This window comes from Actinoallomurus sp. CA-142502, from assembly GCF_050936355.1.
Lineage (GTDB): Bacteria > Actinomycetota > Actinomycetes > Streptosporangiales > Streptosporangiaceae > Actinoallomurus > Actinoallomurus iriomotensis.
Window position 1 is genome coordinate 4,107,248 of the sequence record NZ_JBNJMY010000001.1, and the last position, 26,479, is coordinate 4,133,726.

General features: G+C 73.4%; 25 protein-coding genes. 20 read left to right on the plus strand and 5 right to left on the minus strand.

The window, feature by feature from the left end; translation table 11 throughout:
• Positions 1 to 2: 2 nt before the first annotated feature.
• The 5 genes from priA (at position 3) to ACQEV1_RS19925 (ending at position 3,916) form a co-directional block, all read left to right on the plus strand.
• On the plus strand, positions 3 to 725 hold the full coding sequence (priA, locus tag ACQEV1_RS19905; protein ID WP_285616807.1) for a bifunctional 1-(5-phosphoribosyl)-5-((5-phosphoribosylamino)methylideneamino)imidazole-4-carboxamide isomerase/phosphoribosylanthranilate isomerase PriA: 723 nt from the start codon (positions 3 to 5) through the stop codon (positions 723 to 725).
• Positions 722 to 919 carry a hypothetical protein gene (locus ACQEV1_RS19910; protein WP_285616806.1) on the plus strand — a complete coding sequence of 66 codons (198 nt, stop codon included), beginning with the start codon at positions 722 to 724 and terminating at the stop codon, positions 917 to 919. Before priA ends, ACQEV1_RS19910 begins: the two co-directional genes overlap by 4 nt.
• Positions 916 to 1,668, plus strand: a complete 753-nt coding sequence (hisF, locus tag ACQEV1_RS19915) for an imidazole glycerol phosphate synthase subunit HisF (RefSeq protein ID WP_285616805.1) — start codon at positions 916 to 918, stop codon at positions 1,666 to 1,668. The genes ACQEV1_RS19910 and hisF overlap by 4 nt, the downstream gene beginning before the upstream one ends.
• A 95-nt stretch (positions 1,669 to 1,763) precedes the next feature.
• A complete protein-coding gene (locus tag ACQEV1_RS19920; RefSeq protein WP_433395118.1) occupies positions 1,764 to 3,338 on the plus strand; it encodes an MFS transporter in 1,575 nt (524 codons plus the stop codon).
• A 77-nt stretch (positions 3,339 to 3,415) separates the two neighbouring features.
• Positions 3,416 to 3,916 carry a hypothetical protein gene (locus tag ACQEV1_RS19925; RefSeq protein ID WP_433395120.1) on the plus strand — a complete coding sequence of 167 codons (501 nt, stop codon included), beginning with the start codon at positions 3,416 to 3,418 and terminating at the stop codon, positions 3,914 to 3,916.
• A gap of 29 nt (positions 3,917 to 3,945) precedes the next feature.
• Here ACQEV1_RS19925 and ACQEV1_RS19930 read toward each other — a convergent pair whose 3' ends face one another.
• The gene (locus ACQEV1_RS19930; RefSeq protein ID WP_433395122.1) at positions 3,946 to 6,339 is read right to left on the minus strand and encodes an ATP-binding protein; all 2,394 of its coding nucleotides are present in this window, start codon (positions 6,337 to 6,339) and stop codon (positions 3,946 to 3,948) included.
• Between the two features lie 210 nt (positions 6,340 to 6,549).
• Here ACQEV1_RS19930 and ACQEV1_RS19935 point away from each other — a divergent pair, with 210 nt between their 5' ends.
• Together ACQEV1_RS19935 and ACQEV1_RS19940 are read left to right on the plus strand one after the other, a co-directional pair.
• Positions 6,550 to 7,425, plus strand: a complete 876-nt coding sequence (locus tag ACQEV1_RS19935) for a helix-turn-helix domain-containing protein (protein WP_433395123.1) — start codon at positions 6,550 to 6,552, stop codon at positions 7,423 to 7,425.
• A 124-nt stretch (positions 7,426 to 7,549) separates the two neighbouring features.
• Positions 7,550 to 8,599, plus strand: coding sequence for a glucose 1-dehydrogenase (locus ACQEV1_RS19940; RefSeq protein WP_285616797.1), 1,050 nt, complete (start codon positions 7,550 to 7,552; stop codon positions 8,597 to 8,599).
• Here ACQEV1_RS19940 and ACQEV1_RS19945 read toward each other — a convergent pair whose 3' ends face one another.
• The gene (locus tag ACQEV1_RS19945; protein WP_285616795.1) at positions 8,600 to 9,157 is read right to left on the minus strand and encodes a TetR/AcrR family transcriptional regulator; all 558 of its coding nucleotides are present in this window, start codon (positions 9,155 to 9,157) and stop codon (positions 8,600 to 8,602) included. It abuts the gene before it with no gap.
• A 102-nt stretch (positions 9,158 to 9,259) separates the two neighbouring features.
• Between ACQEV1_RS19945 and ACQEV1_RS19950 the strand changes: the two genes are divergently transcribed.
• On the plus strand, positions 9,260 to 10,396 hold the full coding sequence (locus tag ACQEV1_RS19950) for an FAD-dependent oxidoreductase (RefSeq protein WP_433395126.1): 1,137 nt from the start codon (positions 9,260 to 9,262) through the stop codon (positions 10,394 to 10,396).
• Here the strand turns inward: ACQEV1_RS19950 and ACQEV1_RS19955 are convergent.
• Entirely contained in the window at positions 10,380 to 11,609 is a 1,230-nt protein-coding gene (locus ACQEV1_RS19955) for a HEAT repeat domain-containing protein (protein ID WP_433395128.1), read from the minus strand. The two genes, ACQEV1_RS19950 and ACQEV1_RS19955, sit on opposite strands and share 17 nt — an antisense overlap.
• A gap of 41 nt (positions 11,610 to 11,650) precedes the next feature.
• The gene (locus tag ACQEV1_RS19960; RefSeq protein WP_433395130.1) at positions 11,651 to 12,628 is read right to left on the minus strand and encodes an Lrp/AsnC family transcriptional regulator; all 978 of its coding nucleotides are present in this window, start codon (positions 12,626 to 12,628) and stop codon (positions 11,651 to 11,653) included.
• A gap of 108 nt (positions 12,629 to 12,736) precedes the next feature.
• Between ACQEV1_RS19960 and ACQEV1_RS19965 the strand changes: the two genes are divergently transcribed.
• Entirely contained in the window at positions 12,737 to 14,209 is a 1,473-nt protein-coding gene (locus ACQEV1_RS19965) for an MFS transporter (protein ID WP_433395132.1), read from the plus strand.
• Between the two features lie 33 nt (positions 14,210 to 14,242).
• Here the strand turns inward: ACQEV1_RS19965 and ACQEV1_RS19970 are convergent, their stop codons facing one another.
• Complete coding sequence (locus ACQEV1_RS19970; protein WP_433395134.1) at positions 14,243 to 14,881, minus strand: TIGR03085 family metal-binding protein; 639 nt, start codon at positions 14,879 to 14,881, stop codon at positions 14,243 to 14,245.
• 99 nt (positions 14,882 to 14,980) lie between these two features.
• Between ACQEV1_RS19970 and ACQEV1_RS19975 the strand changes: the two genes are divergently transcribed.
• The 11 genes from ACQEV1_RS19975 to ACQEV1_RS20025 all read left to right on the plus strand — a co-directional run bounded on the left by ACQEV1_RS19975 (position 14,981) and on the right by ACQEV1_RS20025 (position 26,476).
• Positions 14,981 to 16,762 (plus strand): ABC transporter ATP-binding protein, encoded by a 1,782-nt coding sequence (locus tag ACQEV1_RS19975; protein WP_285566423.1) that lies wholly within the window; start codon positions 14,981 to 14,983, stop codon positions 16,760 to 16,762.
• Positions 16,759 to 18,603, plus strand: a complete 1,845-nt coding sequence (locus tag ACQEV1_RS19980) for an ABC transporter ATP-binding protein (protein ID WP_433395136.1) — start codon at positions 16,759 to 16,761, stop codon at positions 18,601 to 18,603. The genes ACQEV1_RS19975 and ACQEV1_RS19980 overlap by 4 nt, the downstream gene beginning before the upstream one ends.
• 286 nt (positions 18,604 to 18,889) lie before the next feature.
• Positions 18,890 to 19,093 carry a cold-shock protein gene (locus ACQEV1_RS19985; protein ID WP_285566422.1) on the plus strand — a complete coding sequence of 68 codons (204 nt, stop codon included), beginning with the start codon at positions 18,890 to 18,892 and terminating at the stop codon, positions 19,091 to 19,093.
• A gap of 198 nt (positions 19,094 to 19,291) precedes the next feature.
• Positions 19,292 to 19,660: a phosphoribosyl-AMP cyclohydrolase gene (gene hisI / locus ACQEV1_RS19990; protein ID WP_285566421.1), complete on the plus strand. Its 369-nt coding sequence runs from the start codon at positions 19,292 to 19,294 to the stop codon at positions 19,658 to 19,660.
• A complete protein-coding gene (locus tag ACQEV1_RS19995) occupies positions 19,657 to 20,295 on the plus strand; it encodes a Trp biosynthesis-associated membrane protein (protein WP_285616785.1) in 639 nt (212 codons plus the stop codon). Before hisI ends, ACQEV1_RS19995 begins: the two co-directional genes overlap by 4 nt.
• Entirely contained in the window at positions 20,258 to 20,920 is a 663-nt protein-coding gene (locus ACQEV1_RS20000; RefSeq protein ID WP_433395139.1) for a winged helix-turn-helix domain-containing protein, read from the plus strand. Before ACQEV1_RS19995 ends, ACQEV1_RS20000 begins: the two co-directional genes overlap by 38 nt.
• A gap of 1,184 nt (positions 20,921 to 22,104) precedes the next feature.
• Positions 22,105 to 22,524: a DUF2752 domain-containing protein gene (locus ACQEV1_RS20005; protein ID WP_285566416.1), complete on the plus strand. Its 420-nt coding sequence runs from the start codon at positions 22,105 to 22,107 to the stop codon at positions 22,522 to 22,524.
• A gap of 195 nt (positions 22,525 to 22,719) precedes the next feature.
• Positions 22,720 to 23,526 carry an indole-3-glycerol phosphate synthase TrpC gene (gene trpC / locus ACQEV1_RS20010; protein WP_285566415.1) on the plus strand — a complete coding sequence of 269 codons (807 nt, stop codon included), beginning with the start codon at positions 22,720 to 22,722 and terminating at the stop codon, positions 23,524 to 23,526.
• A gap of 99 nt (positions 23,527 to 23,625) precedes the next feature.
• Complete coding sequence (gene trpB / locus ACQEV1_RS20015) at positions 23,626 to 24,864, plus strand: tryptophan synthase subunit beta (RefSeq protein WP_285616778.1); 1,239 nt, start codon at positions 23,626 to 23,628, stop codon at positions 24,862 to 24,864.
• 56 nt (positions 24,865 to 24,920) lie between these two features.
• Positions 24,921 to 25,742: a tryptophan synthase subunit alpha gene (gene trpA, locus ACQEV1_RS20020; protein WP_285616776.1), complete on the plus strand. Its 822-nt coding sequence runs from the start codon at positions 24,921 to 24,923 to the stop codon at positions 25,740 to 25,742.
• A gap of 281 nt (positions 25,743 to 26,023) precedes the next feature.
• Positions 26,024 to 26,476 carry a MauE/DoxX family redox-associated membrane protein gene (locus ACQEV1_RS20025; RefSeq protein ID WP_285616774.1) on the plus strand — a complete coding sequence of 151 codons (453 nt, stop codon included), beginning with the start codon at positions 26,024 to 26,026 and terminating at the stop codon, positions 26,474 to 26,476.
• Positions 26,477 to 26,479: the final 3 nt, after the last annotated feature.

The following is a 26,479-nucleotide window of genomic DNA, read 5'->3' on the forward strand; positions in this document are numbered from 1 at the left end:
ATATGTCGCTTGTCCTGTTGCCCGCCGTCGACGTCGCCGACGGGCAGGCCGTACGCCTCGTCCAGGGGGAGGCCGGCACCGAGACGTCGTACGGCGAGCCCCTCGACGCCGCGCTGGCCTGGCAGAGCGCGGGCGCCGAGTGGATCCATCTCGTCGACCTGGACGCCGCGTTCGGACGCGGTTCCAACCACGCGCTGCTCGCCGAGGTGACCGGCAAGCTCGACGTGAAGGTCGAGCTGTCCGGCGGCATCCGCGACGACGAGTCGCTCGCCGCGGCGCTCGCGACCGGCTGCGCCCGCGTCAACATCGGCACCGCCGCGCTGGAGAACCCCGCCTGGTGCCGCAAGATCATCGCCGAGTACGGCGACCGGATCGCGGTCGGCCTCGACGTGCGCGGCACGACGCTGGCGGCCCGCGGCTGGACCCGCGAGGGCGGCGACCTGTGGGAGGTGCTCGACCGCCTGGAGGCCGACGGCTGCCCCCGCTACGTCGTCACCGACGTCACCAAGGACGGCACTCTGCGCGGACCCAACACCGACCTGCTGCGCGAGGTCTGCGGCCGCACCGACAAGCCCGTGGTCGCCTCCGGCGGGGTCTCCTCGCTCGACGACCTGCGGGCGCTGGCCGGCCTCGTCCCGGACGGTGTGGAGGGTGCGATCGTCGGCAAGGCGCTGTACGCGGGCGCGTTCACCCTCCAGGAGGCCCTCGCGGCGGTGGCCACGTGATCCGGCGCATCTCCTCGGGCGGGCCGTGGGAGGCGTCCGCCGCCGACGTCGTACGGGTGGGCCGCGCGCACGCGGAGTTCTTCAAGGACGTACGCCCGGCCGCGACGACGGTCGAGGTCTCGGGCTTCGTCGACGGGCGGATACTGGTGGAGATCGAGGTGGACGCCTGCACGGCGGCGGGGGAGGTCGCATGAGCGTCGCGGTACGCGTGATCCCGTGCCTGGACGTGGACGCCGGGCGCGTGGTCAAGGGCGTCAACTTCGAGAACCTCCGGGACGCGGGCGACCCGGTCGAGCTGGCGCGCCGGTACGACGCGGAGGGCGCCGACGAGCTGACCTTCCTCGACATCACCGCTTCCAGCGGCGAGCGCGAGACCACCTACGACGTGGTCCGGCGTACCGCCGAGCAGGTGTTCATCCCGCTGACGGTCGGCGGCGGCATCCGCACCGTGGACGACGTCGACCGGCTGCTGCGGGCGGGCGCGGACAAGGTGTCGGTCAACACCGCCGCCATCGCCCGGCCGGAGTTCCTGCGCGAGGCCGCGCACCGGTTCGGCTCGCAGTGCGTCGTGCTGTCGGTGGACGCCCGCCGCTCCGGTGACGGTTTCGAGGTGACCACGCACGGCGGGCGGCGCGGCACCGGCATCGACGCCGTCGAGTGGGCCCGGCGCGGCGAGGAGCTCGGCGTCGGGGAGATCCTCCTCAACTCGATGGACGCCGACGGCACCAAGGCCGGCTTCGACCTGGAGATGCTCCGGGCCGTACGCGCGGTCGTGAGCGTGCCGGTGATCGCCAGCGGGGGAGCGGGCGCGGTCGCGCACTTCCCCCCGGCGATCGAGGCGGGCGCGGACGCCGTCCTGGCCGCCAGCGTCTTCCACTTCGGCGAGCTGAAGATCTCCGACGTCAAGGACTCCCTGCGGCAGGCGGGCCACCCGGTCCGCTGATTTTTCTGCCGGGGACGTGTCGAGAACGCCCGGCGGGCTCCGACTCCTTGGTGAAAGCGCCCATCCGGGGCGCCGGATCGTTCGGAGTCCCTTCGATGAACACCACCGCCGGGAAGCGGGAGTGGATCGGGCTGGCGGTTCTCGCGTTGCCCACCCTTCTCGTCTCCATCGACGTCTTCGTGCTGCTGCTCGCGCTGCCGCGCCTGAGCACCGACCTGCACGCCGGCAGCACCGCGCAGTTGTGGATCATGGATGTGTACGGCTTCATGGTGGCCGGCCTCCTGATCACCATGGGCACGCTGGGCGACCGGATCGGGCGCCGGAGGCTGCTGCTCATCGGGGCGGCCGGGTTCGGCGCCGCCTCGATCCTCGCGGCCTACTCCACCAGCGCCGCGATGCTCATCGCCGCCCGCGCGCTGCTCGGCGTCGCGGGGGCGACGCTGGCGCCCTCGACGCTCGGCCTGATCAGCAACATGTTCACCGATCCGCGCCGGCGGGCGGTGGCGATCAGCGTGTGGATGGCCTGCTTCATGTCCGGCGCGGCGCTCGGCCCGCTCGTCGCCGGGGTCATGCTGGACCACTTCTGGTGGGGGTCGGTGTTCCTGCTCGGCGTGCCCGCGATGGTGCTGCTGCTCGTGCTCGGCCCGGTGCTGCTGCCGGAGTTCCGCGACGCCGGGGCCGGGCGGATCGACCTGCCCAGCGTCGGCCTGTCCCTGGCCGCGATCCTGCCCCTGGTGTACGGCCTGAAGGAACTGGCCCGCAGCGGCTGGCACGTCGTCCCGGCCGCCTCCATCGTGGCCGGCACGGTCTTCGGGTGGGTGTTCGTGCGGCGTCAGCGCCGGCTGGAGGACCCGCTGCTGGACATGCGCCTGTTCGCCCGCCGGGCGTTCGGGGCGGCGCTCGGCAGCATGTTGTTCGGCACCATGCTCATGGGCGCGATCATGATGTTCATCGCCCAGTACTTCCAGCTCGTGCACGGGCTCTCCCCGCTGACGGCCGGGCTGTGCATGCTGCCCGGCGTGGGCGGCTCGCTGGTGAGCTTCCTGGTGTCACCGCATCTCACGCGCTGGGTCCGGCCCGCGTACCTCATCGGCGGCGGCATGGGCGTGTCGGTGTGCGGCCTGCTGCTGATCGCCCAGGCCGGCGCGACGTCCGGCCTCGCCGCGGTCATGCTGGGTTTCGCGATCGCCAACTTCGGCGCCGGTCCGATGGTGACGCTGGGCACGGACCTGGTGGTCGGCTCGGCGCCGCTGGAGAAGGCGAGTTCGGCGGGCGCACTGAACGAGACGAGCGGCGAGTTCGGTTTCGCCCTGGGCATCGCGGCGCTGGGCAGCCTCGGCACGGCCGTCTACCGGTCCCGGGTCTCGGTCCCCGCGGGCGTGCCGGCCGACGCCGCGCGGGCGACCCACGACACGCTGGCGGGCGCGACGACCGCGGCCGCCGGCCTGCCCGGCCGCCTCGGCGCGGAACTGCTCACCTCCGCCCGCGAGGCGTTCATGGGCGGCATGCACGTGGCCGCGACCGTCAGCGCGCTCCTTCTGGTCGCGGTCGCCGTGACCGTGGCGACCCTGCTCCGCGACGGACACCCGGCCGGCGGGCCGGAGACCCCGGAGCCGTCCGAGGCGCCGCCCGCCCTGAAGGCGGAGGCCGTCGAGGCGCCGGCCGTCTGAGGGCCGGATGACTCCGGCCGCCCAGGTCGGCCCGGAGCTCTAGTGTGCTCATCACGATCTTCCGCGAGGAGAGTGCGATGACGCCCCACGGAATGACGGAGAACGTGAGCTCCGTCCAGGACGGGTATGAGATGGTCGACCGCTACGTCAGGTTCTACCCGACGCTGGCGCTCGGGTCGCTGGCCCTGGCGTTCCTGCCGCTCTTCGACGACGTGACGGTCGACACGGGCCCGGTCACCATCCGGCAGACGTACGGGACGGTGTTCGACATGGCGGGCCGGCCCGGGGGAGGCCCGGCGGTCATCGGCGTGCTGTTGCTGTTCGGCCTGGTCGCGATGCTCGCCGTCGCCGCGTTCGCGTCGCCGCGGTCCGCCGGGCTGCCGTCGGCGATCGCCGTCGTCGCCGCGCTGATCGCGTTGCTGCTCATCACCAAGCCGGCGACCGATACTCCGAAGCCGCACCTGAGCGACGGGGGTACCGCCGGTCTCGTCCTGGTCATCTGCGCGACGGTGCTCGGCGCGGCCCACGCCGTCCACCTGACCGTCCTGGCCAGGCGCCCGCGGCCCGCCGCCTCGTAGTCGCCGGTCGTCCACGGCACCGGGGCGGCTCAGCGGCGTTGCTCGAGCACCCACTTGGCGATCTCCGTGCGGCTGCCGAAGCCCAGCCGCCGCAGGATGGCGCCGACGTGGGAGTGGACCGTACGCGGGCTGAGGAACAGCGCCGAGGCGATCTGCTTGTCCGTCCTGCCGTCGGCGATCAGCTCGGCCACGGCGCGCTGCTTCTCGCTGAGCACCGGCGCCGGGGAACGGGCGGGCGCCGGGGTGTCGGCCCTGTTCGCGGCCCGATGGCCCAGGGCCATGTCGATGGCGTGCTCGATCGGCATGTCCGCGCCGCGCCGTTCCGCGGCCTCGTAGCCTGCGCCCAGCGCGGTCCGTACCCGCTCGACGCAGGCGGTGTGCGCGGCCGCCCACGGCTTCAGCCGCCCGATCCGTACGCCCATGCGCCGTTGCATGGCGCTCGCGGCCCCCAGCAGCGGGGCGGCCGCCTCGTGCCGTCCGAGGGCCGCGGAGGTCCAGCCGAGGGCCTCCAGGCACCACAGCGAGCCCCACCGGTCGCCGATGTCCCAGTGCGCGCGCAGCACCGCCCGGAACATCTCCGCGGCGGTCTCCGCCTCGCCGTGGCGGAGTTCGGCCAGGGCGCGCGCCCACTGCGCCCAGGAGGTCGTCCACCGCGCTTCGCGGGCCCGCGCGTCGGTCAGGTGTGCCTCGGTGACGGCGATCGCCTCGTGCCGGTCCGCCGCGAACGCGGCCTGGATGGCGCCCAGCAGGTCCGCCATCGGCACGGTGCCGCCGTCCCCGGCCGCGGCCAGATCGGCGCCGACGGCGGCGAAGGTCGGCGGCTCGACCGGGGCGGTGCCGGTGAGCATCGCCGCGGCGGCGGTGAGGAACCCCAGGTTGGCCAGCGCGGCCTCGCCGCCAGGTTCGGACGCCGCCGGATCCGCCAGCGACCGGCAGGCCGTCAGCAGCTCCGCGGCGGTGGTGTCCTCGCCCAGGCACAGCGCCATCCAGCCGGCCTTCGCCAGGACGGTGAGCCGCGCGGCGGACGGGCCGCCGGTGCGCCGCAGCGCCTCGTCGGTGCGCAGCAGGGCACGCAGGCCCTCGCCGAGCGTCCCGGCGAAGAACCACAGGCGCACGGCGGTGAGGGCGCTCGCGATCCGCGCCCCGGCCTCCGCCTCGCCGACGGTGGTCGCGTCGGCGCACCGGTCGAGGATGGCGCGGTAGTTGGGCAGGTCCTGGGCCGCCTCCCAGAGGTAACGGCTCTCGTCGGGGCCGTACCAGTCGGCGCCGTGGCGCGTGGCCTGCTCGCCGTAGTAACGGCTGAACCGCCGCCGCGCCGCGACCTCGTCGCCGGACGGGTCCGGCCGCGGGTCCGGCAACGGCGGCTCGGCCCGGCGCAGCCGCTCCAAGCCGTACTCCCGCACCGTCGCCAGCATGGAGTAGCGCGTGGGCGCCGCATCGGTGTCGGCGGTCACCACGCTCTTGGTGACGAGGGTGCGCAGGAGCGCCGGTATCCGGTCGCCCGGGAGTCCGGCGTCGCCCGCGACCGCGACCGCGGCCTCCATGGTGAAGCCGCCCGCGAAGACCGCCAGGCGCGCCCACAGCAGCCGCTCCTCCGGTGAGCAGAGCTGGTGGCTCCACTCGAAGGTGTGCCAGAGCGTCCGGTGGTGGCCGGGGTGGTGCGGCCCGTCGGTCAGGAGGCCGAGCCGGAACGCCGACAGCGCGGACACGATCTCCGGGAGCGCCATCGACCGGACCAGCGGCGCCGCGAGCTCGATCGCCAGGGGGACGCCGTCCAGCAGCCGTACGAGGCGCCCGGCGTCCGCCGCGTTGTCCGCGCCGACGGTGAAGCCCTCCCGTACCGCCGCGGCCCGCTCCTCGAACAGGCGTACCGCCTCGTACTCGCGGGCCACGGCGTGGTCGGGGTCGGTCGGCGTGCTCATCGGGGGTACGTCGAGGAGGTGCTCGCCGGGGCAGCGGAGCGGGAAGCGGCTGGTGGCGAGGATCCGGAGCCGGGGACACCGGGTGAGCAGCCGGACCACCAGCGGGGCGACGCCCGCCGCGAGATGCTCGCAGTTGTCGAGGATGAGCAGCGCCTCGCGGCCGGCGAGGGCGGCGGTCAGCACCGCACCGGAGTCCGGGGAGGAGATGTCGTCGACGGGCAGCGCGTCCAGCACGGCCCGTCCCACCATGCCCGTGTCGGTCACGGACGCGAGGTCGACCCACCAGACCCCGTCCGCGTAGGACCGGCGGACGGCGTGCGCGAGGTGGACGGCGAGCCGGGTCTTGCCCGTACCGCCTCCGCCGGTGAGCGACAGCAGGCGCAGCCGCGGATCGCCCAGCTTCGCGCGGGCGGACGCGAGGAGCTCACGTCGCCCGACGAAGCGGTTCAGCTCGGCGGGGACGTACCCGCCCCGCCAGCTGGGCTCCGCGGACCCGGTCATGAACGCACCGTCATGTCCGCGTGCTCGCCTTCGTCTCCGTCGGGGGGTGATGAATCGAGGTCGATCGTAGTGCGGGGTGTTCCGGCCGTCGGCGAAAGCCCGGATCGGTATCGAACTCGGTAGGACTACCGATGGCAGCGCGCCGGCGGCCGCCAATGATGATCTTTGTCGTCTCCGCCCCGCCGCGCTGGAAGATCAAGGAGTCCCTCAGTGTCATCGGTCCTGGCACGTACGCGAGGAGCCGCGCCCGCGTCCCCGAAGTCGCGGGCGGACGTGGTGAGGGTGCGGGCCGGCCAGGTGACCGTCGCCCGCGTCCGTGGCCTGCCGCGTCCGGTGGCGGACGAGGTACGCCGGCTCGGCGCCGCCGACCGCGACCTGCTCACGGTGGCGCTGTACCACGGTGGCCTGGCGGAGGCCGGACGCGACGAGCGCAGACCCCAGGCGAAGCCGGGCGACATCGTCGTCTTCGACCACGAGAGGCCCTACGACCCGGCGGTCATCAACGCCCGTGACGTCGTGGTCGTCGTCGTACCCGGGACCATGCTGGGCGCGGGCGCCGACCTGGTCCGCCGCCAGGCGGCGCGGCCGCAGCCGTGCGAGTCCGGGATGCGCGCGGTGCTGGCCGCGATCCTGTCCAGGCTGGCCGACCACCTCGGCGACCTGACCGGCACGGCGGCCGCGCACCTGGCGGACGCGCTGGTCTGCATGCTCGTCACGGCCGTCACCGAGGCTCCGGCCGAACGCGCCGCCGCGACGACCGGCCTGGCCGACCGGATCCGCGCGTACGTGCTCGCCGAGCTGAGCGATCCCGGGCTGTGCGTCGAGACCGTCGCCCGCCGGTTCGCGATCTCCCCGCGCTACCTGCACGAGGTGTTCCGGCGGCAGGGCGCCACGTTCGCCGCGTGGGTCAGGTACGAGCGCCTGGTCCGCATCCGCCGCGACCTCGGCGACCCGGCGCTGGCCGACCGGACCGCCACGGCGATCGCCGCCCGCTGGGGCGTGTACGACACCGGCCACCTGAGCCGTGCCCTGAAGCGGGAGTTCGGCCAGACGGCCACCGAGATCCGCGCGAACCCGCCGGCCTGAGCCCGGGGGAGGTCCGCGCCGGTCCCGGGCCGGACGTCACGAATCTCCCAAGACGGCCGTCCCGGGTACCCCTGGACCGTTAACGTGCGGACGGTCCGGGATGATGACGGCGGAGGGGATCATCATGCGTGCTCTGACCGTGGTGCCGCGCCAGGCCGGTTCGCTCGCGGTGTCGGAGGTGCCCGAGCCGGTGGCGGGGGAGGGCGAGCTGCTCGTCGACGGGCTCGCGCTCGGCGTGTGCGGTACCGACCGGGAGATCGCCGGCGGGCAGTACGGCTGGGCGCCGGCCGGCGAGGAGCGTCTCATCCTCGGCCACGAATCGCTCGGCCGGGTCCGTGAGGCGCCCGCCGGGAGCGGGTTCGACCCCGGCGACCTGGTCGTCGGCATCGTACGGCGGCCCGACCCGGTGCCGTGCGGCGCGTGCGCGCACGGTGAGTTCGACATGTGCCGCAACGGCCGCTACCGCGAGCACGGCATCAAGGAGATCCACGGCTACGGCTCGCAGCGGTGGACGGTCGAGGCCGACTACGCCGTACGCCTCGACCCGTCGCTGGAAGACGTCGGGATGCTGGTGGAGCCGACCACGGTCGTGGCCAAGGCGTGGGAGCACATCGAGCACATCGGGCGGCGCGCCTGGTTCGAGCCGCGCTCCGTGCTCGTCGCCGGCGCCGGGCCGATCGGCCTGCTCGCCGCGCTCCTGGGCGCCCAGCGCGGCCTCGACGTCCACGTCCTGGACCGGGTCGAGCGCGGGCCCAAACCGAAGCTGGTGGCCGCGCTCGGCGCGACGTACCACACCGGGTCGCTCCCGGAGGCCGCGGCCAAGGCCGATCCGGACATCGTCATCGAGGCCACCGGGGTGCCGCGGCTGGTGCTCGACGCCATGGCCAACAACGCCGCGGCGGGCGTGGTCTGCCTGACCGGAGTGTCCCCGACGGGACGGCCGGTGGAGGTCGACGCGGGCTCGCTCAACCGCGGCATCGTGCTGCAGAACGACGTGGTCTTCGGCACGGTGAACGCCAACCACCGCCACTACCGGCAGGCCGTGCACGCGCTGGGCGAGGCCGACCACGCGTGGCTGGCCGGCCTGGTCACGCGCCGGCTCCCGCTAGAGCGGGCGCAGGAGGCGTTCGAGCAGGGCGAGGACGAGGTCAAGGTCGTCGTCGACCTGGCCTGATCAGACCGGTTCGGTGAGGTACCGCTCGACGGTGGGCGCGAGCGAGGCGACGAGCGCCTCGGTGTCCAGGGCGACGATCTGGGGCAGCCGGAGAATGTAGCGGCACAGGGCGACGCCCAGCAGCTGGGTGGCGACGAGGGCCGCGCGCACCGTCCCCTCCTCCGTCGACGGGCCGAGCGTCGTGCCCACCTGGCCGGCGAAGACGTCCCGCATGCGCTCGGCGGCGGCCTCATTGGTGATGGCCGAGCGGAGCAGCACGGTCAGCACGCCGCTGGAGCGTTCGCCCTCCCACAGTGCGAAGAAGTGCCGTACGAGGGTCTCGGCGCGCCGTTCGGGCGGCAGGTCGCCGACGGCGGGCAGGTCCAGGTCGACGTCGACGGCGGCCGCGAACAGACCGTCCTTGGAGCCGTAGTAGCGCATCACCATCGACGGGTCGATGCCCGCGTCGGCCGCGATCGCGCGGATGGTGGCGCGTTCGTAGCCGTCCTCGGCGAAGCGGCGGCGGGCGGCGGTGAGGATCGCGGTGCGGGTCTCCTCCGAGCGCTGCGTGAAGGCCATGCAACGAGTGTAGGCCAACGCGTGTTGGCAAACAGGATGCCGACGCGTACAGTCAATGCCAACAAGCGTTGGCCATCAACCGTTGGCCTCAGGAGGTCCAAGATGCCGAAGCTTCCCGCCACCGCCGACGTCGTGGTCGTCGGCGCCGGCCCCACCGGGCTCACGCTCGCGGCGTTCCTCGCCCAGGAGGGCGGCGACGTAGTGCTGCTCGACCGGGCCGCCGAGGGCGCGAACACCTCGCGCGCCGCCGTCGTGCACGCCCGCACGCTGGAGGTCCTCGAAGGGCTGGGCGTCACCGGGGAGCTGGTGGCCCGCGGGGTGATCACGCCGGTCTTCACCGTCCGCGACCGGGACCGCGTGCTGCTGACCGTGCCCTTCGAGGGGCTGCCGACCGCGCACCCGTACACGCTGATGGTCCCGCAGGACGTCACCGAGCAGGTGCTGCTGGCCCGGCTCGGCACGCTCGGCGGCCGGGTGCACCGGCCGCACGAGGTGGTCGCGGTCGCCCAGGACGACACCGGCGCGACCGTCACGACCGCGACCGGCGAGCGGATCCGGGCCCGCCACGTCGTCGGCGCCGACGGCATGCACAGCGTGGTCCGCGAGCAGGCCGGCATCGGTTTCCCCGGGGGCGGCTACGAACAGACGTTCGTGCTCGCCGACACGCGCCTGGACTGGGCCCTCCCGGGCGATGAGGTCCAGCTCTTCTTCGGCGCCGAGGGGCTCGTCGTCGTCGCGCCGCTACCGGGCGGCCGGCACCGGATCGTCGCGACCGCCGACGACGCGCCCGAGCGGCCCGGCCCGGCCGACGTGCAGGCGCTCCTCGACGCCCGCGGCCCGCGCACGGACCCGGCGCGCGTACGGGAGGTGCTGTGGAGCTCGCGGTTCCACGTCCACCACCGGATCGCCGACCGCTACCGCGCCGGGCGGATCCTCCTCGCCGGCGACGCGGCGCACGTGCACAGCCCGGCCGGCGGCCAGGGCATGAACACCGGCATCCAGGACGCCGCCGAGCTCGCCCGGCGTCTCCTCGAGGGCGCCGAGGACGGCTACGAGGCGGCGCGACGCCCGGTCGCGGAGGGCGTGGTCGCGATGACCGACCGGATGACCCGCGCCGCCACCGTCAACAACGCCGCCGCCCGCGCCATCCGCAACACCGTGCTGACGGTCGCGGGCCACAATGCCGCGGTGCGCCGCACCCTCGCCATGCGCCTCTCCGAACTCAGCGTCGGCCGCTGACCAGCCGGCCGGAGGCCGCGGAGCGTACGCACGGCTCTTCGGCGTCCTCGTGCCGCAGGCGCCGCAGCCGGTCCCGTGCCTCGCCCTCGAGAGGCACGGCCCCGGCGGCGATCCGGCGCGCGCCGTCCTCGCAGTCCCACAGGGCCTCCAGCAGGTACGGCTCGGCCACGTGCGGGTCGATCGCGGTGAGCGCGCCGAGGACGTGGACGCGCAGTCCGGAGCTCGCGCTGTGCTCCCAGGCGTGGAGCAGCGGCGGGATCGCCCGGCGTGATCGCAGCCGGCCGAGCCCGTCGGCGGGCACGCCCGCCAGGTCCCAGTCCTCTTCGGCGAGACAGGTCTCCAGCGCCTCCAGCAGCGGCGGCGCGTCCAGCTCCGTGCCGTGCGCGGCGAGCACGTCGATGCCGACGTCTTGGTAGGAGCGCCGCTCGGCGGTCCACTCGCGCGCCCGGGGGAGCGCGCGGGCGCCCAGGTCGCGTACGGCCCGGCACAGCGGGCCGTCGTGGGCGCCGCCCGGCAGGAGTTCCTCGGCCAGGTCCAGGACGAGGGGGCTGCGGCGGCGGCCGAGTTCGAGGATGGCCGCGGTAACCTCCTCGCCGTGCCCGCGGGCGAGGGCGGCCAGGTCGTCGTCGGTACGCCCGGAGAGCGCGGGCCGTGGCTCGTGCGAGCGTAGCTCGGGCCTGCGGGCGGCGGCGATGCGCGGGTGGCGTGCGGCCCATTTTCGCGTCACCGCGCCGTCGACGCCGCACAACCAGGCCAGTTCGTGGTCGTCACATCGGGCCGCGGCGACCTCGTCCAGCCCCTCGGCCAGCGTCGGGTCGTCCAGCTCGACGAGTTCGGCGAGGGCGGCGTACCAGTTGCCGCCCTCGCGGGCATATCGGCGCAGGGGAGCGGCCGCCTCCAGCCGGCCGAGCCGGACCAGCCGGGCCAGGACGTCGACGGCGAGGTTGGTCCGGTCCTCGTCGGGGTCGTCGTGGTCCACCGGATCGAACAGGTGGGCGACGAGGGGGCCGAGGCCGAGTTCGAGGTCACATATCAGCCGCGCGTAGTACAGGCCGCGGTCTTCGAGCGTGTCCCACCGGGGGTCGTGGACGACGCAGTCGTAGACGAGTTCGCCCGTACCGGGTGTGCCGGCCGCGCGGCGTGCCGCGCAGCCCCGACCGCGCTGCAGGCGGCCGTGCAGCGATTCCGCTGGATGAAGGACGATGTCTGTCACGTTCGCAGGATGCGCACCGGACTACAAAACGGGCAAGCAAATTACGGCTTCAGGACCGGCCCGCCTCGCTTGACGGTGCGGATCACCGGTGCCGTCTCCAGCCGCTCGACGCCCTCCAGCGCGCCGATCCGCTCGGTCAGATAGCGGTAGAGGGCCTGGTCATCGCGGCAGACCACGCCCGCCATGAGGTTCGTCGGGCCGGTGGTCGCGGCCGCGAAGGTGACCTCGACGTGGCCGGCGAGCGCCCGGCCCACCGCCGCCAGGTCCGCCGGCCGTACCGACATCCACAGCCGGGCCTCGGCGTGGTAGCCGAGCGCCTCCGGCGGGACGTCGACGTCGTAGAACAGCACGCCTCCGGCGACGAGCCGGTCCATGCGCCGCCGGACGGTCGACTCCGACCAGCCGGTGGCCGCCGCCAGCTCCGCGTGGCCGGTGCGCCCGTCCAGGGCGAGCGCGTCGAGCAGCGCCCGGTCGCCGTCGTCGAGCACGACCGGGCCCTCGCCCGGAGGCGGCGGGGGCTCGGGCCGCAGCCGGTCCGCCTCCTCCGCCGACAGGGCCGCGACGGCGCCCGGCCAGGTGATCCGGCCGCCCACGTAGAGGTGGAGCTGGGAGTGCGCGGTGACCGACGACACCCGGCCGGTGCGCGGCAGACGCTGGAGCAGCAGCGCGCCGCGTTCCTCCGCCGTGCGCACCGTGGTGCCGCAGGCGATCTCCGTGCCGCCGGACAGCAGGTGCACCCAGAACGTGTCCGTGCGCCGGGCCAGCGCCGCGGACACCGGGCCGGCGGCGTCGGGCGTGCACCGCAGCCGGATCACCCACGTGGTGTAGCCGAGCCGCGCGGTGTCCACCGAGCCGACCACCCGCACCAGCCCGGAGGCGCGCAGCCTCCGGTAGCGGCGCGCGATGGTCTGGTCCGAGACGTCGAGCACGTCGGCGATGCGGCCGAAGGGCGCGCGCGGGTCGATGTTCAGCGCGTGCACCAGGCGCCGGTCGAGGTCGTCCAGAATGACGGATTCCACCGCCAGAGCGTATCCAGAGTCGAGAACCGCCGTTCATCGCCGTCCGGCTATGTCGGTTCGCCGTCGGCCGGGATCGTGGGAGGCCCCGACGGAGGAAGGGAAACACCGATGCGCAAGTGGTTGCCCCTCGTGGCGATCTGCCTGGGGGCGTTCATGTTGCTCGTGGACGTCACGATCGTCACGGTCGCACTGCCGCCGATGGCGCGGAGCCTGCGGGCCTCGTTCTCGGGCCTGCAGTGGGTGCTGGACATCTACGCGCTCTCGCTGGCCGCACTGCTGCTCGGCGCCGGTGCGCTGGCCGACCTGCTGGGCCGGCGGCGCGTGTACGTGGCCGGGCTGGTGATCTTCGCCGCCGCCTCGCTGGCGTGCGGCCTGGCCCCGAACGCCGCGACCCTGATCACCGCCCGCGCCGTGCAGGGGATCGGCGGGGCGGCGATGTTCACGACCACACTGGCCCTGCTCAACAGCACCTACCACGGCCGGGACCGCGGCGTGGCCTTCGGCGTGTGGGGCGCGGTCAACGGCGTCGCCGCGGCCGGCGGCCCGGTCCTCGGCGGCCTGCTCACCGAACACGTGAGCTGGCGGGCGATCTTCCTGGTCAACCTGCCGGTCACCGCCGTGACCGTCGCGCTCACGCTCGCCCGCGTCCGCGAGACGGGACGCACGCCCGGCGCGCGGCCGGACGTGGGCGGCCTGTGCTCGTTCACGGTCTGCGCGGGCGCGCTGACATACGGGCTGATCCGCGCGGGTGGCGACGGGTTCGGCGCCGTGATCCCGCTGGCGATGTTCGGCCTGGCCGCCCTGGCTCTGGTCGTCTTCGTCGCCGTCGAACTGCGGACCCGCCGCCCGCTGCTGGACCTGGCGCTGTTCCGCAGCCCCTCATTCAGCGCGATCATGCTCGGCGGCGCGCTGCTGATGGCCTCGGCGTTCGCCTGCCTGGCCTTCACCTCGGTCTGGCTCCAGACCGTCCTGGGCCTCGGCCCGGTGAAGGCCGGGCTGGCGCTCGTGCCCATGGCGGCGACGTCGTTCGTCGTCTCCGCCGCCGGCGCGCGGGTCCTGCACCGCGTCCCGCCGCGGCTGACCATCGGGATCGGCCTGCTGCTGATCGGAGCCGGGGCGGGCCTGCAGGGCGTGCTGTCCGCCGGATCCACGTGGACCGCGATCACGCCGGGCCTGGTGGTCGGCGGCGTCGGCGTGGGCCTGGCGATCCCGTCGCTGTCGTCGGCGGCGATGGCGGCGGCCCCGCACGAGCGCGGCGGCATGGCCGGCGGCGCGCTGAACACCTCGCGCCAGCTCGGGTACGCCCTCGGCGTCGCGGTGCTGGGCGTCCTCATGCGAGCGCGCGTCGAGCACGTCCTCACCGGCCACGTGCCCGACCCGCACGGCATGGCCGGTGCGGTCGGCGGCGGACGGGCGCCGCACCTGCCGATCGTGCGTTCCGCCGCCGCCTCCGGCCTGAACACGGTCTACGCGGTCGCGGCCGGGCTGGGCCTGGCCGCCGGGATCATCGTCCTGCTGCTGGTGCGCTCCCCGCAGCCGTCGGCCGCGCCGGAACCCGACCGCGAGGCCGTCGCCGCCTGACCGCGCCGTGACCGGTCCGCGACGTGGGGCCGGTCACATGCGCCAGCGCGACTGGGACAGCACGTTGACGGCCTCGGCCTCGCCGGTCACCTCGACCCGCGCCGCCCGCCCGCGGCCCGCCGTCCAGAGCGTCAGCTCGCTCGGCAGGCCGTGGACGCGGGCCTGCTTGCCGTTCTTGGTCAGCCGCTGGGTACGTCCCTCCGGCTCGGCCAGGGTGACCTGGACCGGCACGCGCCGCAGGAGGAACCGGCCCGCCGACAGCCGCCGCCACAGCAGGTCCTCGAAGGCGGCGGACAGCTGACGGGGCTCCCACTCGGACCGCGCCCGGCGTACGTCCTCGTGGTGGACGAAGAACTCCACCGTGTTGGCCACGCCGTCGATCCCGGGCAGCCCCATCGGCGACCAGGCCGGCGGTCCCTGGCGGAGCAGGCCGACCAGCCGGGGGAAGGGCGTCTCGGCGAGGATCCGCCGCTGCACCCGTTCGGTGCGCCCGGCCAGCAGCGGCACCATGATGCCCGGCGCCGCGTCCGGACGGCGTTCGCGCAACACCAGGTGGGCCGCCAGGTCACCGGTGGTCCAGCCCTCGCAGAGCGTCGGGGCGTCCGGGCCGGTCTCGGCCAGCAGGTCGCACAGCGCATCGCGCTCGGCACGTGCCCAGTTCTGGTTCGCCACCCTCGTGATCGTAAGCCTCGTGGCCCGGCAGCGGAATAACCCGGCGGTTTCGCGTGATAGGGATTATCGGCCCTGTTACCGGCCGCGAGAGGGGATTTGATGCCGCAGAAGGTGACATCCGACATCCTGCGCAAAGGGATGCGGGTGCTGGGAGTCGCCGTCCGGGCCGAACCGCTCCTCTTCGTCCTCGCCGTCGTCTTCAGCGGCCTGTACGCCGCCATGACCGTCGCGAGCGCGTGGGTCCTCGGCCGGGTCACCGAGAAGGTCGTCCTGCCGGCCTTCGAGCACGGCCACACGACCGCCGGAGTGCTGACGCTCGGCGCCCTGTCCATCGTCGGCGTGGCCGCGCTGAAGGCCCTCGGCGTCGCCGGCCGGCGCCTGTTCGCCGGGATGATGCAGTACAACATGCAGGCGACCTACCGCCGGGCCGTCACCCGCCAGTACCTCCGCCTGCCGCTCGCCTGGCACCACCGCCACCCCACCGGGCAGCTGCTGTCCAACGCCAACGCCGACGTGGAGGCCGCGTGGGCGCCGATCGCGCCCCTGCCGATGGCCACCGGCGTCGTCCTGATGCTCCTCATCGCCGCGATCGAGATCCTCGCGACCGACGTCATGGTCGCCGTCGTCGGCTTCCTCGTCTTCCCCGCGATCGCCGGGCTCAACGTCGTCTACCAGCGGCGTCTCGCGCCGATCGCGGCACGGGCACAGCAGCTGCGCGCGGAGGTCAGCGAGGTCGCGCACGAGAGCTTCGACGGTGCCCTCGTCGTCAAGACCCTGGGCCGCGAGGCCGACGAGACCGAGCGGTTCGCCGCGGTCGCCGACGAACTGCGCGACGCCAACATCGCGGTCGGCCGCGTGCGAGGCCTGTTCGACCCGATCCTGGAGGCGCTGCCGAACCTCGGCGTGCTCGCCGTCCTGCTCGTCGGCTCGATCCGCCTGCGCGCCGGCGACCTGACCGCGGGCGACCTCGTGCACGTGGCGTACCTGTTCACGCTGCTGGCCTTCCCGATCCGCGCGCTCGGCTGGGTGCTCGCCGAGGTGCCGCGCAGCGTGGTCGGCTGGGACCGCGTCCGCGGCGTCCTCGACGCCACCGGCGAGCTCCCGTACGGCGACCGGACGCTGACCGGCGACGGCCCGGCCCGCCTGGAGGTGCGCGCCATCCGGTTCGGCTACACCGACGGCGACGTCCTGCACGACGTGGCCTTCACCGCCGAGCCGGGCCACACCATCGCCCTGGTCGGCCCCACCGGCTCGGGCAAGTCCACCCTCACGAACCTTCTCGTACGGCTCGTCGACCCGGCGAGCGGCGACGTGCTCCTCGACGGCGTCGACGTGCGCGACGTCGAACGTGGCGGCCTCGCGCACACGACCGCGGTGGTGCCGCAGCAGACCTACCTGTTCGACGACACGGTGCGCGGCAACGTCACGCTCGGACTCGACGTCCCGGACGCCGACGTGTGGGAGGCGCTCCGGCTCGCCCAGGCCGACGGTTTCGTCTCCGCGCTGGAGGACGGCCTCGACACGCGGGTGGGGGAGCGCGGCGCGACCCTGTCCGGCGGGCAGCGGCAGCGGCTCGCCCTCGCCCGCGCCCTCGTACGCCGGCCCCGCCTGCTCATCCTCGACGACGCGACCTCCAGCGTGGACCCGCAGGTCGAGGCACGCATCCTCAGCGGCCTGCGCGACTCGGAGGCGACCGTGGTCGTCGTGGCGTACCGCAAGGCGACGATCGAGCTCGCCGACGATGTCATCTACCTCGAACGCGGCCGGGTCGCCGGCCAGGGCCCGCACGCGGAGCTGCTCGAACGCTCCGTGGGCTACCGAAACCTCGTCACCGCCTACGAACGCGACGAGGACGACGAGAGCGAAGGGGTGCCGGCGTGAGCGTCACGGACACCAGGACGGCGGACGCCGGACCGGACGAGGAGGCGCCGGCGAACCGCCGGGGCGGCACCGGCATCGGGACGGGCAAGGCGTCCGGCCTGGCCACGCTGCGTACCGGCCTGAGCCTGACCCCGGAGTTCCACCGCGGGATCGGCGTCACGCTGGCGCTCGCGTTCGTCGCCACCGTGGGACGCATCGTCGTGCCGGTGGCGGTCCAGCAGACCCTCGACCGCGGGTTGAGCTCGCCCGGCGGCCCGGACATCGGCTTCATCCGCACCGCCGTGCTGGTCTGCGGCGCCGCCGTGCTCGTCACCGCGCTCGCGGCGTACCGGATGAACGTCCGTCTGTACCGGACCAGCGAGAGCGGCCTGGCGGCCCTGCGCGTCCGCGCGTTCCGGCACGTCCACGACCTGTCGACGCTGACCCAGAGCGCGGAGCGGCGCGGCGGCCTGGTCTCGCGGGTGACCACCGACGTCGACCAGATCAGCAACTTCATGCAGTACGGCGGACTGATGATCATCATCGCGGGCGGGCAGCTCGTGGTGGCCAGCGTCCTCATGCTGGTCTACTCCTGGCCGCTGGCGCTGCTCGTGTGGGTGGTGTTCCTGCCCCTGGCGTTCACGCTGCGGTACTTCCAGCGCTGGCTGTCGCGGGCGTACGGCGTCGTGCGCGAGCGGGTCGGCGAGATGCTGTCGGCCGTCGGCGAGTCGGTCGTCGGCGCCTCGGTGATCCGCGCGTACGGGGCGGAGGACCGCACCGCGCGCCGCATCGACGCGTCCGTCGACTCCTACCGCGACGCCCAGACCCGGGCCCAGACCCTCGTCGCCGCGACGTTCCCCTCGACCGAACTGGTCGCCGCCCTCGCGACGGCCGGCGTGGTCGTGGCGGGCACCGCGATGGGCGTCGGCGGCCACCTGACCGCCGGCCGTCTCGTCGCGTTCCTGTTCCTCGTCACTCTCTTCGTCAGCCCCATGCAGGTGGCCACCGAGGTGCTCACCGACGCGCAGAACGCCATCGCCGGCTGGCGGCGCGTCCTCGACGTCCTCGACACCGAGCCGGACGTGGCCGACCCCGGCGAGGACGGCGTGGAGCTGCCGCGCGGCGCGATCGAGGTGGTCTTCGACGACGTCTCCTTCGCCTATCCGGGCGGGCCCACCGTGCTGCACGAGGTGTCCGCGCGCATCGCGCCGCGGGCGAGAGTCGCGATCGTGGGTGAGACGGGTTCGGGCAAGACGACGTTCGCCAAGCTGCTGACCCGCCTGATGGACCCGACGTCGGGGCGGGTGCGCATCGACGGGGTGCCACTGCCGGAGGTGCGGTTCTCCTCGCTGCGCGAGCGGATCGTGATGGTGCCGCAGGACGGGTACCTGTTCGACGCCACGCTCGCCGACAACATCCGGTACGGGCGGCCCGGCGCCACCGACGAGGACGTCATGCTCGCGCTCACCGAGCTCGGCCTGGCCGACTGGGTGGAGAGCCTGCCGGACGGGCTCGGCAGCGCCGTCGGCCAGCGCGGGGAGTCGCTGTCGGCCGGCGAACGGCAGCTCGTCGCCCTGGCCCGCGCCTACCTCGCCGACCCCGACCTGCTGGTGCTCGACGAGGCGACCTCCGCCGTCGACCCGGCCACGGAGGTGCGGCTCCAGCGGGCGCTGGAGGGCATCACCCGGGGCCGTACCGCGATCTCCATCGCCCACCGGCTCTCCACGGCCGAGGCCGCCGACGAGGTCATCGTGTTCGACCGGGGGCGCATCGTGCAGCGGGGCCCGCACGCGGAACTCGTCGAGCGGCCGGGCCGGTACGCCGAGCTGTACGCCTCGTGGGCTACCCAGCTCCGCTCCTGACCATGAAAGAACTATTTGCGGATATATAAATCGCGACTGGTGAGCGGCCGGTTTCGCGGGCGGGGAGAGACGGCGAAAAGCCGATTTTCGCCCGGCCATGTGTGAGAGGGCCCCGATGTTGGTAGGCTCCCCAGCGGTTGTAGTCGTAGTTCCAGCGTTCGTTTGCCAGACGCCCGCGGACCGATGACTAGCGGGCGTGTTTCTGCCTCTCAGGGACACCACGCTTCGCAGCAACCGATAAGTGGCCCATGAAGTGTGGGTCTGTTTGTCCCACAAGGAGTAAGGCATGGCGCAGGGCACCGTGAAGTGGTTCAACGCCGACAAGGGCTTCGGCTTCATCGCCATTGACGGCGGCGGACCGGATGTCTTCGTGCACTACTCGGCGATCGCCACCTCCGGCTTCCGTTCGCTCGAGGACAATCAGCGTGTGGAGTTCGAGGTCGTCCAAGGCGACCGCGGCCCGCAGGCGGACCAGGTCCGCCCGCTGTAGTTCGCCGACATCCACCCGTTGGGGTCCGTGCCGTTCTCGGTACGGGCCTCTTCATTTTCCGCCGTCCTCTTTCTTAAATTTCGGTTAAGGAATTATCGGGTGTCCGGGCGGCGCCCGAGCGGGCCGGCGTTCGGGGCGGCACCCGGCGATCTCGCGTTCGCGCACCCCAGCGACGTTGTCCGGCGGTGAACCGGCACAATGGTTGTCATGTCCCTGGACCCTAAGATCGCTGACCGTCTCAAGCGGAACTCCGACGGTCTCGTCCCCGCCATCGCCCAGCAGTACGACACCGGCGAGGTGCTCATGCTCGCCTGGATGGACGACGAGGCCCTGCACCGCACGCTGACCACCGGCCGCGCCACGTACTGGTCGCGCAGCCGCCAGGAGTACTGGGTGAAGGGCGAGTCCTCCGGCCACCAGCAGTGGGTCAAGGAGGTCGCGCTCGACTGCGACGCCGACGCCATCCTGGTCAAGGTCGACCAGGTCGGCGCCGCCTGCCACACCGGCGACCGCACGTGCTGGGACGCCGACGTCCTCGAGCCGGTCGTGGGCGAGCGTCCGCAGTGACCGGCCGCCGCGAACTCGCCGTCGCCACGTTGCTGGGCGCGGCGGGCGCGGCCGTCATCGTCGGGTTCGCCGGCCGTACCTGGGCGACCGTCGCCGAGCACGCGGGCGGCCTGGAGGCGCTGAACCAGCGACTCTCCGGGCGGTCCCTCAGCGGAGTGATCGCCGCCCTGGGCTGGGCCGGCCTCGCCGGGATCGCCGCGCTCCTGGCGACACGCGGCTGGGTGCGCGTCGCCGTCGGCGCGCTGCTCGCGGCGTTCGGGGTGATCGTGGCGATCGCCTCCCCGGCCGCCGTACGCCACGCCCACGTCGTCGCGACCGCCGGCGAGAAGAGCAACCTGGCCCGGCTGGGCGGCGAGGTCGCCGTCCACGTCAACGCCTGGTGGATCCTGTCGCTGGCCGGCGGCGTCCTGCTGGCCGCCGCCGGGCTGCTCACGATCGTGCGCGGACGCCGCTGGCCGGGAATGTCGGCCCGGTACGATCGCCCCGGCGCCGCGCCACCCGCCGGCGACGACCCCGCGTCGTTGTGGAAGGCACTCGACCGGGGCGATGACCCCACCGACGCCTCGTCGCCTGGCGGCACCCGGACGGAGGGCCGAGATGCACACCCCGGCGGAGACCGACCGAGACGGGCGTGAGGGGATCGTGCTCGTCATCGAGCACGATCCCGGCGTCGCCGACCTGGCGCGGCTGTACCTGTCACGCGAAGGCTTCGACGTGCACGTGGTGACCGACCCGGCGTGCGCCGCCGCGCAGGCCCACCGGCTGCGGCCGGACGCCGTCGTGCTCGATCTGTCCACGGGTGCGGGGGAGACCCTCATCCGCGAGCTGGGCGACACGCCGGTCGTCTGCGTCGTCCCGGACGGCGAGACGGGCACGAGCCCGTACGCCGTGCCACGCCCGTTCAGCCCGCGCGTCCTCGTCGCGATGGTCGCCCGCGCGCTGCGCGGCCAGGCACCCGACCCCGCGCGCGAGGGACTCCTGCGCGCGGGCCAGGTCACCCTCGACACCGCGACGCGCACGGTGACGGCCGCCGGCGCGGCCAAGTCGCTGACGGCCACGGAGTTCGACCTGCTGGCCTTCTTGATGGAACGACCGGGCCGCGTGTTCACCCGCGAACAGCTCCTCGCGGCGGTGTGGGGCTCGGCGGAGTCGGCCGGCACCCGCACCGTCGACGTGCACATCGCCCAACTCCGCGCCAAACTGGGCGCCCTCAGCCCACTGCGCACGGTCCGCGGCATCGGCTACGCCGCCGACCCGTGATCGAGCCGGCGAGGCTCGGGGAGGGGCCACGGGAGCCGGCCAGGAGCCGGCGCGCAGCCCGTGACCCGCTGCACCCCGCGTGCTCTGCGGCTCCGAATCCCTTACCGCCGGGTTCTCCACAGCCGTCCGACCGTCTTCCGCTGATCGAGCACGGGTCTGGACAATGAGAGTGGAGTCGGCTCCTGGGCGGGCTTCGGCAAGGCGATCGTCTCGGGAGGAGAGCAAGCACGGCCTCTGGTCGATCACAGTTCCCTGATCGCGGTGCAGCATCTCCTGCGAGACCGATGGGCGGCCTCGCAGATCTGCGGATCTCCTGGCACGTGTGCCGGCTCCGCAGCGTCTCACCGAGGCGGCCACAGGGATGCGCGAGGGCGGTGACGAAGCACGCCGACCGAGTAGCGAAGTCTGCGGCGCTCGGCTTCAGCGCCATCGGGTGCGCGGACCGGCGGATCGCGCACCTGCGGCGTGGTCGCGGTGGCGCTCGGGAATCTTGGCAGCCGAAACGTCGCGGTAGGACCGGGCCGGATGGGGGCTGGCGTTCGGAGCAGTAGACGGCCTCCGATGAGTCCATCGGGTGGCCGGTGCCGACGGCCATCGACGGTGATGCGTTCGGCCGCGCGATCAGCGCCTACATCGGCACCGCACTCCGCGCCTGCACCGGCACCGGCACCGCACTCCGCGCCTGCACCGGCACCGGCACCGCACTCCGCGCCGTGGCCTACCCCTGCGCCATCGGCACTCACGCCCGAGGACTTCGCCGGGGTTCGCGCCACCGGCCCGGCCAGCGCCACCCGGCGCGCTGGGGCGCCCGCCCGGCCTGGTCGTCGCCGTCGCCACCGGCCGGCGGGTCCGGCCGGCAGAGGGCGGCCGCACGCGTTGCGAGCCGTCGCCGCCGGATGCGGGCGGTCGCGTCACCGGGCGGCCGAGTCGGGGGCGGTTCGGTGGGGTTCGACCGGCGGAGGGGGCGGCCGCCGCACGCGCTGCGAGTCGCCGCCGGAGGCGGGCGGGGGTCCCTCGGCGGGCCGGGGTCGGGGCGGTTCCGGTTCGGCGGATTTTCCTTCGCTTGCGTTCGGGCTTTTTCGGTCGGCCGCTTTGCCGTCGGTGGGCCGGTCGGGCTGGAGCACTCGCACTCGGCGGACGCGGATCGCCGTTCGCGCGCCCGTCTCGCGGCCTAACCTTGGGGTGTGACCACCGTGCGTACGTGGAGAGGGAGTCAGAGCCGCTGGGCGCCGTACGCGGTGCTGGCCGTCGTCGCGGGGGCCGCCGGGTACCTCGCGGTCGTCGACCCCAACCAGCCCGGCCACTACCCGACCTGCCCGTTCTACGCCATCACCGGCTATTACTGCCCCGGCTGCGGCTCGCTGCGCATGATCCACGCCCTCACGCACGGGCACGTGGCCGAGGCGTTCGGGCGCAACGCGCTGGCGTTCGTGACGCTGCCGCTCCTCGCCTATCTGTGGGTCCGGTGGGCGGTCGCCCTCCGGCGCGGTCGGCCGCTGCGCGCCGGCATCCTCCGGCCCTGGTTGATCATCATCTTTTCCGTGGTCGGCATCGTTTTCTGGATCGTCCGTAACCTGCCCGCCGGGCATGCTCTCGCTCCCTGACCGAGTACCCGGGGCGGGGACGGCGGTTCGACCGGGCTACGATCGGGAGACACGACGTCACGAATGAAGGGGACCGATCACGTTGAGCGGAGCGGACCGAAGGGCCTTCGGGGCCCGCTCACGGGGCGTCCTTCGTCGGTCCCGCGAGCGAAGCCGCCATGCCCAGTGGGTCGCTCGTGCGGGCGAGGAGGCCAGGTGACCGTTCTCGATGACATCCTCGACGGGGTGCGAGCCGACCTCGCGGAGCGCCAGCAGGCGGTCTCGCTCGACGCGCTGAAGGAGATGGCCGTCCACGCGCCGTCGCCCAAGGACGGCCACGCCGCGCTCCGCGGCCAGGGCGTCGCCGTGATCGCCGAGGTGAAGCGCAGCAGCCCCTCCAAGGGCGCGCTCGCCGCGATCGCCGATCCGGCCGCGCTCGCCGCCGACTACGAGTCCGGCGGCGCCTCCGTCATAAGCGTGCTGACCGAACGCCGCAGGTTCGGCGGCGACATCGACGACCTCGCGCAGGTGCGCAACCGCGTCGACGTGCCGGTGCTGCGCAAGGACTTCATCGTCACCTCCTACCAGCTGTGGGAGGCCCGGGCGTACGGAGCCGACCTCGCGCTGCTCATCGTCGCGGCGCTGGAGCAGCAGGCCCTGATCTCGCTGATCGAGCGGGCCGAGTCGATCGGCCTCACGCCGCTCGTCGAGGTGCACACCGAAGAGGAGCTGTCCCGGGCGGTCGACGCCGGGGCGCGGGTCATCGGCGTCAACGCGCGCAACCTCGCGACGCTGGAGGTCGACCGCACCGCCTTCGCCCGTATCGCGCCGAAGATCCCCTCCAACATCGTCAAGATCGCCGAGTCCGGCGTACGCGGGCCGCACGACCTGCTGGCCTACGCGTCCGCGGGCGCCGACGCCGTTCTCGTCGGCGAGAGCCTCGTCACGGGGAAGGATCCCCGATCGGCCGTCGCCGACCTCGTCGCCGCCGGAACCCACCCGGCATTGCGCCAGGGCAAGTAGGGTATGGCCATGAGCCTGCGCGAGCGATGGCGTCGATCCGCGTCACTACCGACCGGATAGGCCCCTTTTTCTTCTTCACACGCGACAGGACGACAACTCATGACCACGCATGCCACGGGCATTTCGCTGCCCGATGTCTCGGGCCACTTCGGCCGCTTCGGCGGGCGGTTCGCCCCCGAGGCGCTCATGGCCGCCCTCGACGAGCTGACCACCGCCCACGCCAAGGCGATGGCCGACCCGGGTTTCCGCGGTGAGCTCGACCATCTGCTCGCCACGTACGCGGGCCGGCCCAGCCTCCTCACTGAGGCCAGGCGCTTCGGCGAGAAGGCCGGCGTCCGGGTGCTGCTCAAGCGCGAGGACCTCAACCACACCGGCTCTCACAAGATCAACAATGTGCTGGGGCAGGCCCTCCTCACCAAGCGGATGGGCAAGACCCGCATCATCGCCGAGACCGGCGCCGGCCAGCACGGCGTCGCCACCGCGACGGCCGCGGCGCTGCTCGGCCTGGACTGCACGGTCTACATGGGCGAGGTCGACACCGTGCGCCAGTCGCTCAACGTCGCCCGCATGCGCATGCTCGGCGCCGAGGTCATCCCGGTGACGACCGGCAGCCGTACGCTCAAGGACGCCGTCAACGAGGCGTTCCGCGACTGGGTCGCCAGCGTGGACCACACCCACTACTGCATCGGCTCGACGATGGGCCCGCACCCGTTCCCGATGATGGTCCGCGACTTCCACCGCGTCATCGGCGAGGAGGCGCGCCGGCAGGTCCTGGAGCTGACCGGCCGGCTGCCCGACGCCGTCACGGCCTGCGTCGGCGGCGGCTCCAACGCCATCGGCGCCTTCCACGCGTTCGTGCCCGACGAGAGCGTGCGCCTCTACGGCTTCGAGGCGGGCGGCGACGGCCTGGACACCGGACGGCACGCCGCCACGCTCGCCGGCGGGTCGATCGGCGTGATCCACGGCATGCGCACCTACCTGCTGCAGGACGACGACGGGCAGACCCTCGAGACGCACTCGGTCTCGGCCGGGCTCGACTATCCGGGCGTCGGCCCGGAGCACTCATGGCTGCGCGACAGCGGCCGGGCGATCTACCAGGCGGTCACCGACGCCGAGGCCATGGACGCGTTCGCGCTGCTGTGCCGCACGGAGGGCATCATCCCGGCGATCGAGTCCGCGCACGCGCTCGCCGGCACGCTGCGGATCGGCCCGGAGCTGGCGGCCGGCGCCGACGAGGAGCCGATCGTGGTGGTCTGCCTGTCCGGACGCGGTGACAAGGACATGCACACGGCCGCCGAGTGGTTCGGGCTCGTCGGCCGGGACGGGGGCGCGCGATGAGCGAGCGAATCAAAGGGCACGCGCCAGTGGTCACCCCCTCCGACGAAGGAGGTCCCATGAGCGGCGGACGTACGGTCGCGACGGCGTTCGACAAGGCCGACGCGGAGGGCCGCGCGGCCCTCGTCGGCTATCTGCCGGCCGGCTTTCCCACCTATGAGGGGTCGATCGCGGCGGCCAAGGCCATGGTCGAGGCGGGCTGTGACGTCATCGAGATCGGCCTGCCCTACTCCGACCCGGTGATGGACGGCCCCACGATCCAGGACGCCGTCCACCAGGCACTCGTCGGAGGCGCCCGGGTCGCCGACGTGTTCCGCACCGTCGAGGCGGTCGCCGCCACCGGCGTGCCGACACTCGTGATGACCTACTGGAACCCGGTCGACCACTACGGCGTCGACGCGTTCGCCCGCGACCTGGCCTCGGCCGGCGGCGCCGGGCTGATCACCCCGGACCTCACGCCGGAGGAGGGCGGCGACTGGCTGGCCGCCGCCGACGCGCACGATCTCGACCGGGTCTTCCTCGTCGCGCTCAGCTCCACCGACGAACGCCTCGCCGAGATCACCGAGGCCTGCCGCGGTTTCGTCTACGCCGCGTCCCTCATGGGGGTGACCGGCGCCCGGTCCGCCGTCGACACGGGCGCGGCGCGGCTGGTCGAGCGCACCCGCAAGGCCACGCCGGCGGGCATGCGGCTTCCGGTCGGCCTGGGCCTGGGCGTGAGCAACGGCGCGCAGGCCGCCGAGGTCGCCGCCTTCGCCGACGGTGTCATCGTCGGCTCCGCCTTCATCCGCCGGCTGCTCGACGCGCCGTCGCCGCAGGAGGGACTGGGCGCCGTACGCGCGCTCGGAGAGGAACTCGCCGCCGGCGTCCGGCACCGTCCGTAACGGGCGGTAAGCCCGGTTCTCGGCGTACGACGCCCCCGGTGCCGCGGGGCGTCCTCGGCCCACCGCGTACGGTTTCGGCTGTCCGCGGTGGGCCAAAGATCCGCCTGATACCCCCTTGATCACTCACGGCGCGCGGCAAAGTGACAGGATGTGCCCGCGTGCTTGACGGCACACTTATGGCTCACCGCCTATGCTGGCGCGCGGCCGGATCGCGAGACCGATAGGAAACGACTGTGGCTGGAGAAGCAGCGGCCGCCGGAGGCGCAGCGAGATTCCCGCAAGTGCGGGAATGGATCACCCTTGTGGTGCGTGTCCTCCTCGCGGCTATTCTCGGTATTGCGGGATACGCCAAGTTCAGTGAGGCCTCGGGCCTGCAGAAGGTGGCGGTGTCCTCCTATCGGATCCTGCCGCAGAGCATGGTCGGGCCCGTCGCGCTCGGTCTTCCGGTGCTGGAGATGGCGCTCGCCGCGCTGATCCTCATCGGGTTCGCGACGCGGACGATGGCGATCTGCGTCGGCGTGCTGTTCATCGTCTTCATCGCCGGGATCATCTCGGTGTGGGCGCGCGGACTGACCATCGACTGTGGCTGCTTCGGTGGCGGAGGCCAGGTCGCCAAGGGCCAGACCCACTATCTGCGGGAGATCTTCCGGGATACCGGGTTCCTCGTCCTGGCCGCCTGGCTGATGGTGTTCCCGCGCGGCAAGCTCGCGCTCGACCGGTGGCTCGGACTGTAGCCG